This window comes from Pseudomonas lijiangensis, from assembly GCF_018968705.1.
Taxonomy (GTDB): Bacteria; Pseudomonadota; Gammaproteobacteria; order Pseudomonadales; family Pseudomonadaceae; genus Aquipseudomonas; species Aquipseudomonas lijiangensis.
In genome coordinates, this window is sequence record NZ_CP076668.1 from 1,343,162 (window position 1) to 1,360,255 (window position 17,094).

17 protein-coding genes are annotated in these 17,094 nt (G+C 59.5%); 14 read left to right on the plus strand and 3 right to left on the minus strand.

Annotation, left to right across the window (positions count from 1 at the left end):
• Positions 1-43: 43 nt before the first annotated feature.
• The 8 genes from KQP88_RS05870 (at position 44) to KQP88_RS05905 (ending at position 8,120) form a co-directional block, all read left to right on the plus strand.
• Positions 44-1,051 carry a response regulator gene (locus KQP88_RS05870; RefSeq protein ID WP_200993440.1) on the plus strand — a complete coding sequence of 336 codons (1,008 nt, stop codon included), beginning with the start codon at positions 44-46 and terminating at the stop codon, positions 1,049-1,051.
• A 112-nt stretch (positions 1,052-1,163) separates the two neighbouring features.
• Positions 1,164-2,259 (plus strand): peptide chain release factor 2 gene (gene prfB, locus KQP88_RS05875; protein ID WP_200993441.1). Its coding sequence is split into 2 segments (ribosomal slippage): positions 1,164-1,235 and positions 1,237-2,259, totalling 1,095 coding nucleotides; the frame shifts between segments, so codons are not numbered across the junction.
• A 94-nt stretch (positions 2,260-2,353) separates the two neighbouring features.
• The gene (gene lysS, locus KQP88_RS05880) at positions 2,354-3,856 is read left to right on the plus strand and encodes a lysine--tRNA ligase (RefSeq protein ID WP_200993442.1); all 1,503 of its coding nucleotides are present in this window, start codon (positions 2,354-2,356) and stop codon (positions 3,854-3,856) included.
• A gap of 286 nt (positions 3,857-4,142) precedes the next feature.
• Positions 4,143-4,868: a TetR/AcrR family transcriptional regulator gene (locus KQP88_RS05885; RefSeq protein ID WP_200993443.1), complete on the plus strand. Its 726-nt coding sequence runs from the start codon at positions 4,143-4,145 to the stop codon at positions 4,866-4,868.
• Between the two features lie 25 nt (positions 4,869-4,893).
• Complete coding sequence (locus KQP88_RS05890; protein ID WP_216705088.1) at positions 4,894-5,439, plus strand: hypothetical protein; 546 nt, start codon at positions 4,894-4,896, stop codon at positions 5,437-5,439.
• A 33-nt stretch (positions 5,440-5,472) separates the two neighbouring features.
• Entirely contained in the window at positions 5,473-6,750 is a 1,278-nt protein-coding gene (locus KQP88_RS05895) for a flavohemoglobin expression-modulating QEGLA motif protein (protein ID WP_198724871.1), read from the plus strand.
• 135 nt (positions 6,751-6,885) lie between these two features.
• A complete protein-coding gene (locus KQP88_RS05900; RefSeq protein ID WP_216705089.1) occupies positions 6,886-7,794 on the plus strand; it encodes an alpha/beta hydrolase in 909 nt (302 codons plus the stop codon).
• Entirely contained in the window at positions 7,791-8,120 is a 330-nt protein-coding gene (locus KQP88_RS05905) for a hypothetical protein (protein ID WP_198724874.1), read from the plus strand. The genes KQP88_RS05900 and KQP88_RS05905 overlap by 4 nt, the downstream gene beginning before the upstream one ends.
• A gap of 54 nt (positions 8,121-8,174) precedes the next feature.
• Here KQP88_RS05905 and KQP88_RS05910 read toward each other — a convergent pair whose 3' ends face one another.
• Positions 8,175-8,957 (minus strand): OmpA family protein, encoded by a 783-nt coding sequence (locus tag KQP88_RS05910; protein WP_200993446.1) that lies wholly within the window; start codon positions 8,955-8,957, stop codon positions 8,175-8,177.
• A 59-nt stretch (positions 8,958-9,016) separates the two neighbouring features.
• Entirely contained in the window at positions 9,017-9,430 is a 414-nt protein-coding gene (locus KQP88_RS05915; protein WP_095067045.1) for a DUF4398 domain-containing protein, read from the minus strand.
• A 413-nt stretch (positions 9,431-9,843) separates the two neighbouring features.
• Between KQP88_RS05915 and ppc the strand changes: the two genes are divergently transcribed.
• From ppc to KQP88_RS05945, 6 genes are all read left to right on the plus strand, one after another.
• Positions 9,844-12,480: a phosphoenolpyruvate carboxylase gene (gene ppc, locus KQP88_RS05920; protein WP_200993447.1), complete on the plus strand. Its 2,637-nt coding sequence runs from the start codon at positions 9,844-9,846 to the stop codon at positions 12,478-12,480.
• Between the two features lie 258 nt (positions 12,481-12,738).
• Positions 12,739-13,386 carry an adenylate kinase gene (gene adk / locus KQP88_RS05925; protein WP_200993448.1) on the plus strand — a complete coding sequence of 216 codons (648 nt, stop codon included), beginning with the start codon at positions 12,739-12,741 and terminating at the stop codon, positions 13,384-13,386.
• Positions 13,387-13,476: 90 nt separating this feature from the next.
• Complete coding sequence (gene tsaB / locus KQP88_RS05930; RefSeq protein ID WP_216705090.1) at positions 13,477-14,160, plus strand: tRNA (adenosine(37)-N6)-threonylcarbamoyltransferase complex dimerization subunit type 1 TsaB; 684 nt, start codon at positions 13,477-13,479, stop codon at positions 14,158-14,160.
• A gap of 207 nt (positions 14,161-14,367) precedes the next feature.
• Complete coding sequence (locus tag KQP88_RS05935; RefSeq protein ID WP_200993450.1) at positions 14,368-14,691, plus strand: hypothetical protein; 324 nt, start codon at positions 14,368-14,370, stop codon at positions 14,689-14,691.
• A gap of 2 nt (positions 14,692-14,693) precedes the next feature.
• The gene (locus KQP88_RS05940) at positions 14,694-15,557 is read left to right on the plus strand and encodes a DUF72 domain-containing protein (protein WP_216705091.1); all 864 of its coding nucleotides are present in this window, start codon (positions 14,694-14,696) and stop codon (positions 15,555-15,557) included.
• Between the two features lie 150 nt (positions 15,558-15,707).
• Positions 15,708-16,397: an extensin-like domain-containing protein gene (locus tag KQP88_RS05945; RefSeq protein ID WP_200993452.1), complete on the plus strand. Its 690-nt coding sequence runs from the start codon at positions 15,708-15,710 to the stop codon at positions 16,395-16,397.
• On the opposite strand, the gene KQP88_RS05950 is transcribed toward KQP88_RS05945, so the two are convergent.
• Positions 16,394-17,017, minus strand: coding sequence for an energy transducer TonB (locus KQP88_RS05950; RefSeq protein WP_200993453.1), 624 nt, complete (start codon positions 17,015-17,017; stop codon positions 16,394-16,396). The genes KQP88_RS05945 and KQP88_RS05950 overlap by 4 nt on opposite strands.
• Between the last annotated feature and the right edge of the window lie 77 nt (positions 17,018-17,094).

Here is a 17,094-nt window from a genome sequence, read left to right on the forward strand (position 1 = left end):
TTCCAGGTGAATTCACCCGCCACCGGTGACCAGGAGACGCATCATGCATGACGTGCAGCCCGAAGAATTGAAGACTGCCGATGAAAACTCGGCGATGGTGCTGCTGGTGGACGATCAGGCGATGATCGGTGAAGCCGTGCGCCGTGGTCTGGCCAATGAAGAGTCCATCGACTTCCACTTCTGTGCCGATCCCCATCAGGCCATTGCCCAGGCCATGCAGATCAAGCCGACGGTCATCCTGCAGGATCTGGTCATGCCGGGGCTGGACGGGCTGACACTGGTGCGCGAATACCGCAACAACCCCATGACCCGTGACATCCCGATCATCGTGCTTTCCACCAAGGAAGACCCGTTGATCAAGAGTGCGGCGTTTGCCGCGGGAGCCAACGACTATCTGGTCAAGCTGCCCGACACCATCGAACTGGTGGCGCGCATCCGTTACCACTCCCGCTCCTACATGACCCTGTTGCAGCGCGATGAGGCCTACCGCGCCTTGCGGGTCAGCCAGCAGCAACTGCTCGACACCAATCTGGTGCTGCAACGCCTGATGAACTCCGATGGCCTGACCGGCCTCTCCAATCGTCGTCATTTCGATGAATACCTGGAGCTGGAGTGGCGCCGGGCGACCCGTGAGCAGAGTCAGCTGTCGCTGATGATGATCGATGTGGACTACTTCAAGGCCTACAACGACAACTTCGGTCACCTCGAAGGCGACGAAGCCTTGCGTCAGGTGGCCAAGGCGATTCGCGCCAGTTGCAGCCGTCCGTCCGATTTGCCGGCCCGTTATGGCGGCGAAGAGTTCGCCATGGTCCTGCCCAATACCACGCCCGGTGGCGCTCGGCTGCTGGCCGAAAAGCTGCGCCAGAGCGTGATGGGCATGAATATCCCGCACATTGCTCCGGCACCGGGTTCGACGTTGACAGTCAGTATTGGCGTGGCGACCGTGATACCGCAGAACGGCCTCAGCAGCCGACAACTGATCCTCGATGCCGACAAGGGCCTGTATCTGGCCAAACACAGTGGTCGTAATCAGGTGGCGGTAGGCGGCTGATCTTCCTGTACGCAGTCCGATGCCATAACTCCTGTAGAACGGGCTGCTTTCAGGACTCTCCCTGGGGTATACTCGTCGGCTTTGAAAATTTCGCCTGCGAGTGCTGCCCACCATGGAAATCAACCCGATCCTAAACAGCATCAAGGACCTGTCCGAGCGCTCCGAAACCATTCGGGGGTATCTTTGACTACGATCACAAGCATGATCGTCTGACCGAAGTAAACCGCGAGCTCGAAGATCCCGCTGTCTGGAACAACCCCGAGTACGCTCAGAACCTGGGCCGCGAGCGTTCGATGCTGGCGCAGATCGTCGAAACCCTCGACGACATGAAGTCCGGGCTGGCCGATGCCAAGGACCTGCTGCTGATGTCCGCCGAGGAAGAAGACCAGGCTGCCGTCGACGATGTGGCCGCTGAAGTCGAGCGCCTGCGCGAGCTGCTGGAGAAGCTGGAATTCCGCCGCATGTTCAGCGGCGACATGGACCCGAACAACGCCTACCTGGACATCCAGGCCGGTTCCGGTGGCACCGAAGCCCAGGACTGGGCCAACATCCTGCTGCGCATGTACCTGCGCTGGGCCGACAAGCGCGGCTTCGACGCCACCATCATGGAGCTGTCCGCCGGTGAAGTCGCCGGGATCAAGGGCGCGACCGTGCACATCAAGGGCGAATACGCTTTTGGCTGGCTGCGTACCGAAATCGGCGTTCACCGTCTGGTGCGCAAGAGCCCGTTCGACTCCGGCGCACGCCGCCATACGTCGTTCTCGGCGGTGTTCGTGTCACCGGAAATCGACGATAACATCGAGATCGAGATCAACCCGGCCGACCTGCGGATCGACACCTACCGCTCCTCCGGTGCCGGTGGTCAGCACGTTAACACCACTGACTCGGCGGTACGTATCACCCACGTTCCGACCAACACCGTGGTCAGTTGCCAGAACGAACGTTCCCAGCATGCGAACAAGGACACCGCCATGAAAATGCTGCGGGCCCGTTTGTATGAGCAGGAAGTGCAGAAGCGCAACGCTGCGTCCCAGGCGCTTGAAGACACCAAGTCCGACATCGGCTGGGGTCATCAGATTCGCTCCTACGTTCTGGATGCCTCGCGCATCAAGGACCTGCGGACCAACATCGAGCGTAGCGACTGTGACAAGGTGCTCGACGGCGACCTCGACGAGTACCTGATCGCAAGCCTCAAGCAAGGCCTGTAATAACGCGCAGCCACCTCGATCCGTGAGAGTGGCTTGCCCGCGATCCCCTGCCGAGGGCGGGGGACAACGAACCTGTGATGGAAAATCTAAAGACATGAGCGACCAACAACTCGACCCGCAAGCCCTGCAACAGGAAGAAAACACCCTGATCGCTCAGCGCAAGGAAAAGCTTGCTGCCGAGCGCGCCAAGGGACAGGCCTTCCCCAACGACTTCCGCCGCGACAGCTACTGCAACGATCTGCAGAAAAAGTATGCTGACAAGACCAAGGAAGAGCTGGCCGATGCAGCGATTCCGGTCAAGGTTGCCGGTCGCATCATGCTTAACCGTGGCTCGTTCATGGTGATCCAGGACATGACCGGTCGCATCCAGGTCTACGTCAACCGCAAGACCCTGCCGGAAGAAACCCTGGCGGCGGTCAAGACCTGGGACCTGGGCGATATCATCGCCACCGAAGGTACTCTGGCCCGTTCCGGCAAGGGCGACCTGTACGTCGAAATGACCAGCGTGCGCCTGCTGACCAAGTCCCTGCGTCCGCTGCCGGACAAGCACCACGGCCTGACCGACACCGAGCAGCGCTACCGTCAGCGCTACGTCGACCTGATCGTCAACGAAGAAGTGCGCGATACCTTCCGTGTCCGCTCGCAAGTCATTGCCCACATCCGCAGCTTCCTGATGAAGCGCGACTTCCTTGAAGTCGAAACGCCGATGCTGCAGACCATTCCCGGCGGCGCTGCTGCCAAGCCGTTCGAGACGCACCACAATGCCCTCGACATGGAAATGTTCCTGCGCATCGCGCCTGAGCTGTACCTCAAGCGCCTGGTGGTCGGCGGCTTCGAGAAAGTGTTCGAGATCAACCGTAACTTCCGTAACGAAGGCGTTTCGACTCGTCACAACCCTGAGTTCACCATGCTGGAGTTCTACCAGGCTTACGCCGACTATGAAGACAACATGGACCTGACCGAAGAACTGTTCCGCGAACTGGCGCAACTGGTTCTGGGCACCACTGACGTGCCTTATGGCGACAAGGTGTTCCACTTCGGCGAGCCGTTCGTTCGTCTGTCGGTGTTCGACTCGATCCTCAAGTACAACCCGGAGCTGACCGCTGACGACCTGAACGACATCGACAAGGCCCGCGCCATCGCCAAGAAAGCTGGCGCCAAGGTGCTGGGCTTCGAAGGTCTGGGCAAACTGCAGGTGATGATTTTCGAAGAGCTGGTCGAGCACAAGCTGGAGCAGCCGCACTTCATCACCCAGTACCCGTTCGAAGTCTCGCCGCTGGCACGCCGCAACAATGACAACCCGAACGTCACCGACCGTTTCGAGCTGTTCATCGGTGGCCGTGAAATTGCCAACGCCTACTCCGAGCTGAACGACGCTGAAGACCAGGCCGAGCGCTTCCAGGCCCAGGTGGCCGACAAGGATGCCGGTGACGACGAAGCCATGCATTACGACGCCGACTTCGTACGTGCGCTGGAATACGGCATGCCGCCAACGGCCGGTGAAGGTATCGGCATCGACCGTCTGGTGATGCTGCTCACCAACTCCCCGTCGATCCGCGACGTGATCCTGTTCCCGCACATGCGGCCACAAGCGTAATCAGCTACAAGACAAGCCGCCTGAACAGGGCGGCTTTTTTATATCTCTCGATTTTTCGCGAATGAGTGCTGTTGGGGGAATGCCGATCAGTCAAGGTCAATGAATCACTTTGTGGGAGGCAGCTTGCTGGCGACTTTGGCGTACAGACGCAGAATATCTGCCGGGTTTCAGGCCTTTTTCGCCAGCAAGCTGCCTCCCACAAGTTTTGTTTGTGCCTTGACTGATCGGCATTACCCCGTAAGCGAATTCATTCGCGAATGCACAGACCAGAAAGGAATCCCCCGTCGTGACAATCGCTCAAGAAGGCGCCGCCGACGTTGCCAGCGCCGTGGCCAGGAGTGTCAGGTATCAGGGCCGCAAGGCCAGTCGGGAGGGGAGTGAGCAGCGCCGGCAGAAGATTCTCGATGCAACCATGCGCATCGTGGTCCGCGATGGTGTGCGGGCGGTGCGGCACCGGGCCGTTGCCACTGAAGCGGATGTGCCGCTGTCGGCCACCACTTACTACTTCAAGGACATCGATGACCTGCTGACCGATGCCTTCGCTCAGTATGTCGAGCGCAGCGCAGCCTATCAGGCCAAGCTGTGGCAGAACACCGAAGTCGTGTTGCGGGAAATGCTGACCCGCGGCACCGCCAACCCGGCTGACCGCTTGCGTCTGGCCGATGATATTGCGCGCATGACCATGGAATACATCCGCCACCAGTTGCAGACTCGCCGCGAGTATCTGATTGCCGAGCACGCCTTTCACCATGAGGCATTGATCAATCCTCGGCTGGCGCCGCTGGTGGTTGCCCATCAGGAGATCCTGCTGCAAGGCACCTATCAGTTTCTGCAGGTTATCGGCTCGTCGCAGCCCGTTCAGGATGCACAGGTGTTGACGGGGATTATCCGCCGGATGGAATATCAGGGTCTGCTTCATGGCCCGCACTATCAGGCGGACGAAGAAATACTCGGTATTCTCACTCGCCAGACGCGTCTGGTCCTTGGGATCGACTCATCGGTCTGCCCATGAGATACCCTTTTTTCAGGAGAGCACCATGAAAGCCTGGCGCGCATTGATTGCGCTGTCGTTCCTGCTCTTGAGCGGTTGTCTGGTGACTTTCGAGGACACCATTCCTGCAGGCAGCGCCGCTCCGGCCCATTTGCTTGGGCCCTGGACCAGCAAGAATGCCTGGGGCGAGCCCCTTGAACTCGAGCTTTCCCGCATCAGCGGCAACCTTTACAAGGCAGTCAGCTATCGTAAAGGTGATCGCAAGCATCGCGATGAGTATCGCTTCACGGTGACCGAACATGGCAGCCGCTGGTATCTGTCGGCGCAATTGCCTGAAAAATATGGCGCTCACTATGTAATGGCCGGATTCGAGGTGACCGATGCCCATGAACTGGTTGTCTACAACCTGGATCTGGATCGATTCAGACAATGGGTGGATCAGCAGAACCTCACTGGCCAGCCAGTGGAGAGCGGGATCGGGCAGGGCATTCTGATCACCAGTCCTCTGGACCAGGTGTTCGCTTATCTGGACGATCCGGCCAATTCCGATGTTTTCCTGGAGGTCGCACGCTACCAGCGTGTACCCAAGTAGTAGGGCAGCAGCCCGCCAGCCAAGGAGTACCGGGTGGACGAGTACCAGCAAACCATTCGTGCGTTATCGGATCGAATAGTCGTGGCCCAGACGCCGATTCGTGTTCTGGATGCGGTGAAGTGGGATGAAAAAGTACGCAAGGATTTTCTCGCCGCCAAAGGCAAGGCATTGCCTGCCGTGGACCGTGCCTACTATGAGAATCGCCCTCTGGGGTTCGACTCCGGGGCCTTGAAGCTCGAATTCCAGAACATCGAGCGCGATATCACCCGCCAGTTGGGCCAGTTCAACCCGGTCGGGCAGATCATGCGGCGCATGTGCAAGGAATACCGCATGGTGATCCGCATGCTCGAAGCCCGTGGCACGCCGGACTTCGGGCTGATCTCCCAGGAACTGTACGGCGCGGCCTCCGATGCATTTCATGCCGGCGACCCGACCCTGGCCGATCTGGGGCTGATGCTTTCGGACTACCTGAACAATATTGCCGGTCGCGGCGACCTGAAGGACGAACCCAAGATACTCACCGCCAAGGATGCCGTTTCCCTGCTGCAGAGCCGCCTGAACAGGGTATTTGGCGAAGCCGAGGAAACCATCCGGGTGTTCGAGTCCGACGGTATCGTCGCCGATGCGGCGGCTGGCGCCGACTACATCAAGATCCGCACCGATGCGATGTTCAACGAGCGGGATGTCCGCGCGCTTGAGGTCCATGAAGGGCTGGTGCATGTCGGGACTACGCTCAATGGTCAGAACCAGCCGATCTGCACCTTCCTGTCCAAGGGGCCGCCTTCATCTACCGTGACTCAGGAAGGGTTGGCGATCCTCATGGAAGTCATCGCGTTCGCGTCCTACCCAAGCCGCCTGCGCAAACTGACCAACCGCACCCGCGCCATTCATATGGCCGAGGAGGGCGCCGATTTCCTGCAGGTGTTCGAGTTCTATCGCGAGCAGGGCTTTGGCATGCCGGAAAGCTATGGCAATGCCAGCCGTGTCTTCCGTGGATCGACGCCCAACGGGCTGCCATTCACCAAAGACTTGTCCTACCTCAAGGGTTTCATCATGGTTTACAACTATATTCAGTTGGCCGTGCGCAAGGGCAAGCTCGAACAGGTCCCGTTGCTGTTCTGTGGCAAGACCACCCTGGAAGATATGCGCACCTTGCGTCAACTGGTGGATGAAGGGCTGGTGGTCGCACCCAAATACCTGCCCGACCAGTTCCGCGACATGAACGCCCTGTCGGCCTGGATGTGCTTCTCCAACTTCCTCAACCACCTGAGCCTGGATCGTATCGAGGCCGATTACTCGAATATTTTGTAGCTGGCCCTCTTTGTTCGCGAATGAATTCGCTCCCACAACATAAAATCCCACGGTGTGAGGGTGTGGAGTGGGAGCAATCGGGCGGCGCTCCGCTCATTCGCGAAAGCCATCACCCCAACCAAAAGGACCTTCAACTTGAAGCTGATCAGCATCCTCGTGTTGATCTTCAGCCTCACAGGCTGCAGTTCGATGCTGTTCTACCCGGAACCCGGTCTGCCATTCACGCCTGAAAAGGCCCGTCTTCAATACCGTGACATTACCCTGACTGCCGCCGATGGCACTCGTCTGCATGCCTGGTGGCTACCCGCCAAGGAAGGCGTGCCGGTCAAAGGCACGGTGCTGCACCTGCATGGCAATGGCGGCAACCTGTCGTGGCATCTGGGCGGAAGCTGGTGGTTGCCCGAGCAGGGCTATCAGGTCTTGATGCTGGATTATCGCGGTTATGGGCTGTCCCAAGGCTCACCGAGCATGCCGGCCATCTATCAGGACATTCAGGCTGCATTCGACTGGCTGGATGCCGAACCCCAGGTACAAGGCAAACCTCTGGTGGTCCTGGGGCAGAGCATTGGTGGTGCGCTGGGTGTGCATTATCTGTCGCAGCATCCCGAGCAGCGTAGCAAACTCAAGGCGCTGATTCTTGATGGCGTGCCCGCCAGCTATCGCGATGTCGCCCGTTACACCCTTGGCACTTCCTGGCTCACCTGGCCGCTGAAAACGCCGCTGTCCTGGCTGATCCCCGACGCGGATAGCGCCATCAACGGCCTGCCGCAACTCAAGGGCACGCCAATGATGCTCTTCCAGAGCATGGACGACACCCTGGTGCCGCTTTCCAATGGCATCAGCCTCTACAAGGCCGCGCCTCTGCCTCGAGTGCTGCAACTGACCCGTGGCGGGCACGTACAGACCTTCTCCGACCCGCTCTGGCGTCAGGTGATGCTGCGCTATCTCGAGGACCCACAGCACTTCAACGGCCTGCGCCGTCTGGGCGAAGTCCCCAACTATCCATCCGATACTCAAACCGAACCCGCAGAGAGCCCCAAATGAGCGAAGAGCGTAACCTCATTCCACTGATCCTGACCGGCATCGGCACCATCATCGGTACGGTCGGGTGTCTGTGGTTCTACGGCTACCTGCATTTCGCCAAACCTGAAGATGCCCTGTTGCTCAGTGACTTCACCATGCTCAAGACCGTGCCTGGCGAGGACTACAAGATCGCGGCCACGCCTGCTGCCGAAGTGGCGCAATGCATCGATGGCGTACTGGTGCTGTTCGATACGTCCCAGAAAGGCCTGACAGGCGTCTTGGTCAACAACAAGAAACAGGCCGTGCGCTGCATGGGGCAAGAGACACCACAGCAATTGAAACCATGAAAAAGCCCCGCCTGCTTGAAGCAGGCGGGGCTTTGGGTCAACCGACGTCAGTGATTAACGCAGCGAAGAGCGCGGTGCCACTGGCTGGTTGTCGTTGGAAATGGTCACTTCCACACGGCGGTTCATGGCGCGGCCCGAGTTGCTGGTGTTATCAGCGACCGGGTATTCCTTGCCATAACCGGTTGCCACGATACGGGCCGGGTCTACACCCACGCGGACCAGAGCAGCACGTACCGAGTTGGCACGGCTTTCGGACAGCGACTGGTTGTAGGACGCGGAACCGGTGCTGTCGGTATAGCCTTCGACGATCACTTTGCGATCAGGGTTTTCCTGCAGGAACTGCGCAAGTTTGGCGATGTTGCCCTGTGCGCCCGGCTTCAGGTCGGCACGGTTCAGGTCGAACAGCACGTCACCGAAGGTCACCAGGGTGCCGCGTTCGGTCTGCTTGGCGTTCAGGCTGTTCTTGAGCTGGGCGATCTGTGCATCGCGGGCATCCAGGCGAGCCTTGGCGCGTTCTGCCGAGGCGTTCTGCAGGGCGGCTTCGGAAGTGCGCAGGTTGATGGTCTCTTTGGCCAGTTCAACGCGCTGGTTGGTCAGGTAAGCCAACTGGTCGACTTTTTTCTCGTCTTCCTTGTCGCGGAAGGCTTTGTCAGCCTTGTCCAGCCAGTCGCTGGCGTCCTTGGTTTCAAGGGCGGCGACCTTGGTGGCCTGCGGGTTGCTCTGCAGGGCCGAAAAGTTGGTCCGCGCCTGTTCCAGATTCGGGTTCGGTTTAGTGGCACAGGCCGCCAGGGCTACGCTCATGGCCAGCAGGGCAGGGATCATCAATTGTTTGCGCATAATAGGATCGTCCTTTAATCAATTACCAATGCATGAAAACGCGGGGGTGCGGTCAGTGCTTATTGCACCTGACGCAGGCCTTCTTCACGTAGTTCTTCGACGCCCTGACGAGCATCCTGCACGGCTTTCTCGGCCTTGGCGGCCTGCGATTTACGCTCTGCTACACGAGCATCCCATTCGGCTTGCTCGGCCAGACGGCGGGCTTCGTCGTATTTATGTTCCTGCATCGCCAGATCGGCTTGCTTGAGCTTGTCCTGAGCAGCCTTGGTTTCTACCGCGGCGTACTCGGTCCCGCCAGCGCTGACGGCACTGTTGACGGCTGACTGAGTCACTGCGTACTGCTCGGTTGGTGGATTTCCCGCGCAACCAGCCAGAATGAAGGTGCTACCCAGGGCCAGCGCAGCCAGTTTCAACCCGCGCAGGCTTTTGAACTTGGATTTGGCAGTAAGGGTGTTCATGGTGATCAACTCCATTGTCAGACTCCGAACGTGGTTATCCATGACAGTCAGTTTTCCTGGCCGGAAGGCTTCAGGGTATGTTCCCGCTGCCTTGTGGCTTTCTGTAATGGTCAAAGGCTCCGACCTGTGGGTTTTTTGAATAGTTCAGTGAAATTTCTTCAACATGGTCAGGATTTTTCACCGGATGCTTTGCGTAATGGCATTCGGTGATGTCAGGAAAATATAGTCAGCCTGGAGGAAATATCAGGCTCGGCCGGGCTTGCGAGGCGATTGGAGAGTGCTCGCCAGAAGACAGACCGACTGTTGCCTGGATGCAAGAATTTGTCGCGGCACAGGTTTTTGGTGCACTGTTGGGCACAGTTCATTGAAAGCTACCCGTACACGTCACCCATACAAGCCAGTCATACAAGAACAGGGGAGAGAGAACGATGGCCGATATCGATGCGCGTTTGCGCGAAGACGTTCACTTGCTGGGCGAGCTTTTGGGAAACACGATTCGCGATCAGCGCGGGGCCGCCTTTCTCGACAAGATCGAGCGTATTCGTAAAGGGGCGAAGGCCGGCAGGCGAGGCTCTGCGGCGGGTGCCGAGCAGTTGAGCTCCAGTGTCGACAGCCTGGACGATGACGAACTGTTACCCGTGGCGCGAGCGTTCAACCAGTTCCTGAACCTGGCCAATATCGCCGAGCAGTATCAATTGATGCGCCGTCGCGATGACTCCCAGCCTCAGCCTTTCGAGGCGCGGGTCCTGCCTGAACTGCTTGATCGCCTCAAGGCTGAAGGCCACTCTCCCGACGCGCTGGCCCGTCAGTTGGGCAAGCTTGAAATCGAACTGGTACTCACGGCGCACCCCACCGAGGTGGCGCGCCGCACGCTGATCCAGAAATACGATGCCATTGCGGCGCAACTGGCGGCGCTGGACCATCGGGATCTCAACAGCATCGAGCGCGAGCAGATCACTTCCAGGCTGCAACGCCTGATCGCCGAAGCCTGGCACACCGAAGAAATCCGCCGTATCCGTCCTACGCCTGTCGATGAAGCCAAATGGGGCTTTGCGGTCATCGAGCACTCGCTCTGGCACGCGATTCCAAGCTATCTGCGCAAGGCCGATCAGGCGCTGCAAGCGGCTACCGGCCTGCATTTGCCACTGGAAGCGGCGCCGATCCGCTTTGCTTCGTGGATGGGCGGCGACCGGGATGGCAACCCCAATGTCACGGCCAGCGTTACCCGTGAAGTCCTGCTGCTGGCCCGCTGGATGGCGGCTGATCTGTTCCTGCGGGATGTGGATCAACTGGCTGCCGACCTTTCGATGCAGCAGGCCAGCGATGCCTTGCGCGCCAGCGTCGGTGACAGCGCCGAACCCTACCGCGCCGAACTCAAGCGCTTGCGTGAGCGCCTCAGGGCCACCCGGAGCTGGGCCAACGCTTCCCTGACAACGTCACAGCCTGCACCGGATGCCGTCCTGCACGACAACCGTGAGCTGCTTGAGCCATTGATGTTGTGTTTCCAGTCGCTGCATGAATGTGGAATGGGCGTGATCGCCGACGGTCCGTTGCTCGATTGCCTGCGTCGGGCAGTGACCTTCGGGCTGTTTCTGGTGCGTCTGGACGTGCGCCAGGATTCCAGCCGTCACTGCGCGGCCATGACCGAAATCACCGATTATCTGGGCCTGGGCCGTTACGAGGACTGGGATGAGCCGACGCGCATCGACTTCCTGCTGCGTGAGCTGAATAACCGTCGCCCCTTGCTTCCCGCTCATTTCAAACCGGCTGCCGACACCGCCGAAGTGCTGGCAACGTGTCGGGTCGTGGCGGCTGCGCCGGCGGCTTCGCTGGGCTCCTACGTGATCTCCATGGCGGGCGCCGCCTCGGATGTGCTCGCGGTGCAGTTGCTGCTCAAAGAGGCTGGCCTGCAAAGGCCGATGCGCGTGGTGCCGCTGTTCGAGACCCTGGCTGACCTGGATAACGCCGGACCGGTGATCGAGCGGCTTCTGGGGTTGCCGGGCTATCGTTCGCGGCTGCACGGTCCTCAGGAAGTGATGATCGGCTATTCGGACTCCGCCAAGGATGCAGGCACCACCGCAGCGGCCTGGGCGCAGTATCGGGCGCAGGAGAAACTGGTGGAAATCTGCCGCGAGCAGCAAGTCGAACTGCTGTTGTTTCATGGCCGCGGCGGCACCGTCGGGCGCGGTGGTGGTCCGGCCCATGCGGCGATTCTGTCGCAACCGCCGGGTTCGGTTGCGGGGCGTTTCCGCACCACCGAACAGGGTGAAATGATTCGTTTCAAATTCGGCCTGCCGGACATTGCCGAGCAGAACCTCAACCTTTATCTGGCTGCCGTCCTGGAAGCGACCCTGCTGCCACCTCCTTTGCCTGAGCCGTCCTGGCGGAAAATGATGGATCAGATGGCCACCGACGGGGTGAATGCCTACCGGGCCGTAGTGCGGGAAAACCCCGAGTTCGTCGAGTATTTCAGTCAGGCCACGCCTGAGCAGGAACTGGGCCGCCTGCCGCTGGGCAGCCGCCCGGCCAAACGTCGTGCAGGCGGTGTCGAAAGCCTGCGGGCCATCCCGTGGATCTTCGCCTGGACCCAGACGCGTCTGATGCTGCCTGCCTGGCTCGGTTGGGAAGCCGCCCTGAGCAAGGCTCTGGAGCGTGGCGAAGGGGATGTGCTGGCGCAGATGCGCGAACAATGGCCATTCTTCCGTACCCGCATCGATATGCTGGAAATGGTGCTGGCCAAGGCCGACTCGGACATCGCCCAGCTCTACGATGACCGTCTGGTGAGCGCTGAACTGCAACATTTAGGTGCGCATCTGCGCGGCCTATTGTCGCAGGCGTGCAAGGTTGTCCTGGGCCTCACCGGGCAACAGCAACTGCTGGCCCATAGCCCGGAAACCCTGGAATTCATCAGTCTGCGCAACACGTATCTGGACCCGCTGCATCTGTTGCAGGCCGAACTCCTGGCGCGTTCCCGGCATCGTGAGTCCAGCCTGGACAGTCCTCTGGAACTGGCTTTACTGGTGTCTGTTGCAGGCATTGCAGCCGGATTGCGCAATACCGGCTGACAGGCCTGAGTCCGGTTGCCTGAAGGCCATTGTCGGGACAGATGTGTATTGCGTGAAAGCGGGTTGAGCAGGCGCGGGTTTGCGCAGGTGGGCGCAACTGCCGTCATGCCTTGGGTTGCTGCGACTTTTGGCGTCTTGTGCGGCCTGTGTCTGCTGTGTATCTTGGTCAGCCTTTTGGCCTTTGGCCGACGTTTATTTTTCAGATTGGCCCAAGAGGCGAATCCGACGATTGACTATAAAAATTTGAGGAGCATGACGATGCGCGTGATTCTGCTGGGAGCTCCTGGAGCCGGTAAAGGTACTCAGGCAAAATTCATCACTGAAAAATTCGGCATCCCGCAGGTTTCGACTGGCGACATGCTGCGCGCAGCGGTCAAGGCCGGCACTGAACTGGGCCTGAAGGCCAAAAGTGTCATGGATTCGGGCGGTCTGGTTTCCGATGACCTGATCATCGGCCTGATCAAGGATCGCCTGGAGCAGCCTGACTGCAAGAATGGCGTACTGTTCGATGGTTTCCCGCGCACCATTCCTCAGGCTGAAGCCCTGTTGAAGGCGGGTCTGGACATCGACCATGTGCTGGAAATCGCCGTTGATGACGAAGAGATTGTCCAGCGCATGTCGGGCCGTCGCGTCCATGAAGGCTCTGGCCGTATCTACCATGTGCAGCACAATCCGCCGAAGGTTGAAGGTGTTGACGACGTCACTGGCGAGCCTCTGGTTCAGCGCAAGGACGATGTCGAAGAAACCGTGCGCCATCGCCTGTCGGTCTATCACGCACAGACCAAGCCGCTGGTTGCGTTCTACAGCGAACTGAGCAAGAAGAATGGCAAGCCAAAGTGCAGCCATATCGAAGGTGTCGGTTCCGTGGATGCGATCACCACCAAGGTGCTTGCTGCACTGACCTGAGCCTGAAAGGCCTGAGTTCAACAATGGCCCGTTTGCGGGCCATTTGTCATTTATACTGCGTCACTTTTTCCAACGAAGACGGATACACCGATGACCACCTTGCTGGCCCTGGACACCGCCACTGAAGCCTGCTCGGTCGCTTTGCTGCATGACGGCAAGGTACTGAGCCACTATGAGGTGATCCCGCGTCTGCATGCCCAGCGCCTGCTGCCCATGATCAAGGATCTGCTGGCCGAGGCGGGCATTGCCATGTCGGCGCTGGATGCCATTGCCTTCGGACGTGGTCCGGGCGCCTTCACGGGCGTGCGTATCGCTATCGGTGTGGTCCAGGGGCTGGCTTTCGCGCTGGAGCGCCCGGTGTTGCCGGTCTCGAACCTGGCAGTGCTGGCGCAACGTGCCTGCCGCGAGTACGGTGCCTTGCAGGTCGCCTCGGCTATCGACGCCCGGATGGATGAAGTCTACTGGGGTTGCTATCGCGAAACCGAAGGCGAAATGCGTCTGGTGGGTCACGAAGCGGTCCTGCCACCCGAACAGGTTGCGCTGCCCGTGGATGCCAGCGGCCAATGGTTCGGTTCCGGCACCGGCTGGGGCTATGCCGAGCGCATGCCGGTTTCGCTGGTCGGTCAGGACGCCAGCATGCTGCCCCATGCCCTGGATCTGCTGACCCTGGCTACTTTTGCCTGGAACCGTGGCGAGTCGATTCCGGCGGACGATGCCCAGCCTGTCTATCTGCGCGACAAGGTGGCAACTCCCAAAGGACCTCAGGTTCGCTGAGATGCAGGGGTAATTTCTGCGTTCACGAAGCAAGCAAAAAAGCTATCGAAATATCAATTAGCCATCTACCACTTGTCGACTAATCAGTTGGTTATGCCCGGCGGTGCAAACAATCTGCAATATGTGTGGTCTAGTTATCGTTCACGTATTTGCCAAGTTCCGGCCTGTGACGTTAAATTGCCACTACAAGACGCCGAGTAGATATCGATGCGCATAGACGGACCCTCATCACGTTCATACCCCATAAAGCGAAAGCCGAAGAAGGCTCCTTCGACCGTAGAAGGCACCTTTGAAGAAATCGATGGCGATGTAGAAGTCGAATCGCCTGCGCGGCCTGCCCAGGCTTCGCGCCGCGAGTCTTCGGGTGACGCTCAGATTGGCTCCACTGCCAACGTGCCTGCCCGCCCGCAGGACATCATCTTCCCTCGCTCCATGAGCACTCGTGTCGCCAACGCTTTGGCCAGCTATCTGACCACTGCCAGTTTTGTGGATTGGGATCTGGAAGTGTCGGGGCTCGATCTCCACGTCTGACTGTGTCCAGCCTGCCTTACTACCTGGGATGTCCGTCATGGAGCGAAAGCGCCTGGCGTGAGTCGTTCTACCCCGAAGATGCCCGTCCTGCCGACTTCCTGCGCCTCTACGCCCAAGTCTTCAATGTCGTTGAAGGCAATACCACGTTCTATGCGCGTCCCGCACTCGCCACTGTCCAGCGCTGGGCTGAAGTCCTGCCACAGGATTTTCGTTTCACCGCCAAATTTCCCCGGGACATCAGCCATGACGGTGACCTGCGCCTGCAACTGGATGCCGCTGAAGCCTTTGTGAAGCTGCTTGCGCCTCTTGGCGAACGTGTTTCGCCATTCTGGCTGCAACTGCCGGCCAGTTTCTCGCCCCAGCGTCTGGCGGAGCTGGCGGGTTTTCTCGATGAGCTCAAGGTGCCTCTGGCGGTTGAAGTGCGGCACATGGCCTTTTTCGAGAAGGGCGACGAAGAACGCATGCTCAACCGAATGCTGCTGGACCGTGGCGTAGAGCGAATCTGCCTGGATTCCCGGGCGCTGTTCAGTTGTGTTTCCTCGGATCCGGCGGTGCTGCATGCCCAGTCCAAGAAACCCAAGGTGCCCACGCGCCCGGCGGCCTTGACCCATTCGCCGCAGGTTCGCTTCATCGGTCGCCCGGTGCTGGAGGACAATGACCCGTTCCTGACTCAATGGGTCGAAAAGGTCGCCGTCTGGATTGAGGAAGGGCGCACTCCCTATGTGTTTCTGCACACCCCGGACAACCTGAAGGCGCCTGACCTGGCTCAGCGTTTTCATCGATTCCTGATGGAGCGCCTGCCTGGGCTGCCGCCATTGCCCGAACTGGATCGTGGTCCGCAAGTGGAGCAACTGGGCTTGCTCTGAGGTCGATAGCTGTGGGTTCAATAGGCACCCACCTCACGATGACCTGGAAACGCTCATGGATTCTCGACAACTGCACCGGGCACACACCTTCAGCTACGCCGAGCAGGCATTGCCGTTCGATCGGCTCAATGCCCTGTTCAAAAGCTGAGGATGCGGATTTTTCTGCTGGTCCTGTTGCTGTGTGCGGCAGCCGTGATGGCGGTCTGGCGAGGCTGGGTCGATGTTCCGCCGCAGTGGAATCCATGGGCGCCTCTGGATGTTCAACTTGAGCCCAACCTGCTGACGCCCTTCAAGCTGGCGCGGTTGCAGGATGATCCGGCGCTGTGCGATCTGGCGCTGGAATCATCGAGCCTGCGTTACAGTCGTCAGGCCGACAGCGACCCGTCTGCCCGATGTCCCTTGCAGAACACCTTGCGCATACAGGGCGGCGATATCGCCCTGAGCAGCAGTTTCCTGGCCAGTTGCCCGCTGGCCGTTGCCTATGCCCTGTTCGACATCCACACCTTGCAGCCTGCCGCCCAGGCGGTTTTTGGCCAGCGCGTCGCACGGATCGATCACCTGGGCAGTTTCGCCTGTCGCAACATCTATAACCGCGCCAATAGCCGCCTCAGTCAGCACGCCACCGCCAATGCTCTGGACATCGCCGGTTTTCGCCTGGCGGACGGGCAGAGAATCAATCTGCTCAAGGACTGGAGCGACGAAGGCGACAAGGGGCGTTTTCTGAGGCTGGTGCGCGACGGCGCCTGCAAGAATTTCAGCACGGTGCTGGGGCCGGAATACAACGCGGCGCATCGTGATCATTTTCATCTGGATATGGGGTTGTGGCAGGTGTGTCGTTAGGCAGCCATGCGCAGGTTTTGCAGGATCAGCGGACGAGCCCAGCCATTTTCATAGTCGAACTGGCGCTGTTGAGCCTGGATGGTTTCTTCGTCAAGCGGCAGGGCAGGCTTGTCGGCCAGCTCCCACTCGAGCTCGGCAATCGGCAGGTGCAGAGGACGCGGTTGTGGACCTGGGCCAGGATTGCCGTTGTAGTTGTAAGGGTTGACCACGGTCGGGCGGACCCAGTTGCTGTCGAATTCCAGGTGGCGTTGCTGTTCGATGATTTCGCTGATGCTGAATGGCTCGGCAGCCGGTGGCAGCAGGTCGAGTTCAAATTCGGCAATCGGCAGGAACAGCGGCTCTGGCGGTTTGACCTGGGTGTCGGTGACCGGGCAGGCGCGTTGTTCGATGATTTTGCTCAGTGTCCGTGCGCCGGTGAGCGGTTCGCCGGTTTCAGTATCGACTTCGATCTTGATCGGCGGCTCGGAAGGCTGTGTACCATCACCGACATGTTCAGCCATCACCCGGGCAAATGTGTCCGACCACAGCTGCGTCACACCGGTCAGGGTGCGGCTGTTGCTGAGGCTGTAGTCGCCTGCGTGCGACAAGTAGCCGATGGATGATTGAACAATCTCTGACATAGCGATCAGTACTGGCCTTGGGTCTGGCAGAATGCCGGATACTTGGTTATCGGCCGATTTTGCCGATCATTAACATT

Bases quoted from the DNA above. Each gene is read 5' to 3' on its own strand.
- KQP88_RS05870 (WP_200993440.1), top strand. From the start codon at position 44: ATGCATGACGTGCAGCCCGAAGAATTGAAGACTGCCGATGAAAACTCG.
- lysS (WP_200993442.1), top strand. From the start codon at position 2,354: ATGAGCGACCAACAACTCGACCCGCAAGCCCTGCAACAGGAAGAAAAC.
- KQP88_RS05890 (WP_216705088.1), top strand. From the start codon at position 4,894: ATGAAAGCCTGGCGCGCATTGATTGCGCTGTCGTTCCTGCTCTTGAGC.
- KQP88_RS05905 (WP_198724874.1), top strand. From the start codon at position 7,791: ATGAGCGAAGAGCGTAACCTCATTCCACTGATCCTGACCGGCATCGGC.
- KQP88_RS05910 (WP_200993446.1), bottom strand. From the start codon at position 8,957: ATGCGCAAACAATTGATGATCCCTGCCCTGCTGGCCATGAGCGTAGCC.
- KQP88_RS05915 (WP_095067045.1), bottom strand. From the start codon at position 9,430: ATGGAGTTGATCACCATGAACACCCTTACTGCCAAATCCAAGTTCAAA.
- ppc (WP_200993447.1), top strand. From the start codon at position 9,844: ATGGCCGATATCGATGCGCGTTTGCGCGAAGACGTTCACTTGCTGGGC.
- adk (WP_200993448.1), top strand. From the start codon at position 12,739: ATGCGCGTGATTCTGCTGGGAGCTCCTGGAGCCGGTAAAGGTACTCAG.
- tsaB (WP_216705090.1), top strand. From the start codon at position 13,477: ATGACCACCTTGCTGGCCCTGGACACCGCCACTGAAGCCTGCTCGGTC.
- KQP88_RS05935 (WP_200993450.1), top strand. From the start codon at position 14,368: ATGCGCATAGACGGACCCTCATCACGTTCATACCCCATAAAGCGAAAG.
- KQP88_RS05945 (WP_200993452.1), top strand. From the start codon at position 15,708: ATGCGGATTTTTCTGCTGGTCCTGTTGCTGTGTGCGGCAGCCGTGATG.
- KQP88_RS05950 (WP_200993453.1), bottom strand. From the start codon at position 17,017: ATGTCAGAGATTGTTCAATCATCCATCGGCTACTTGTCGCACGCAGGC.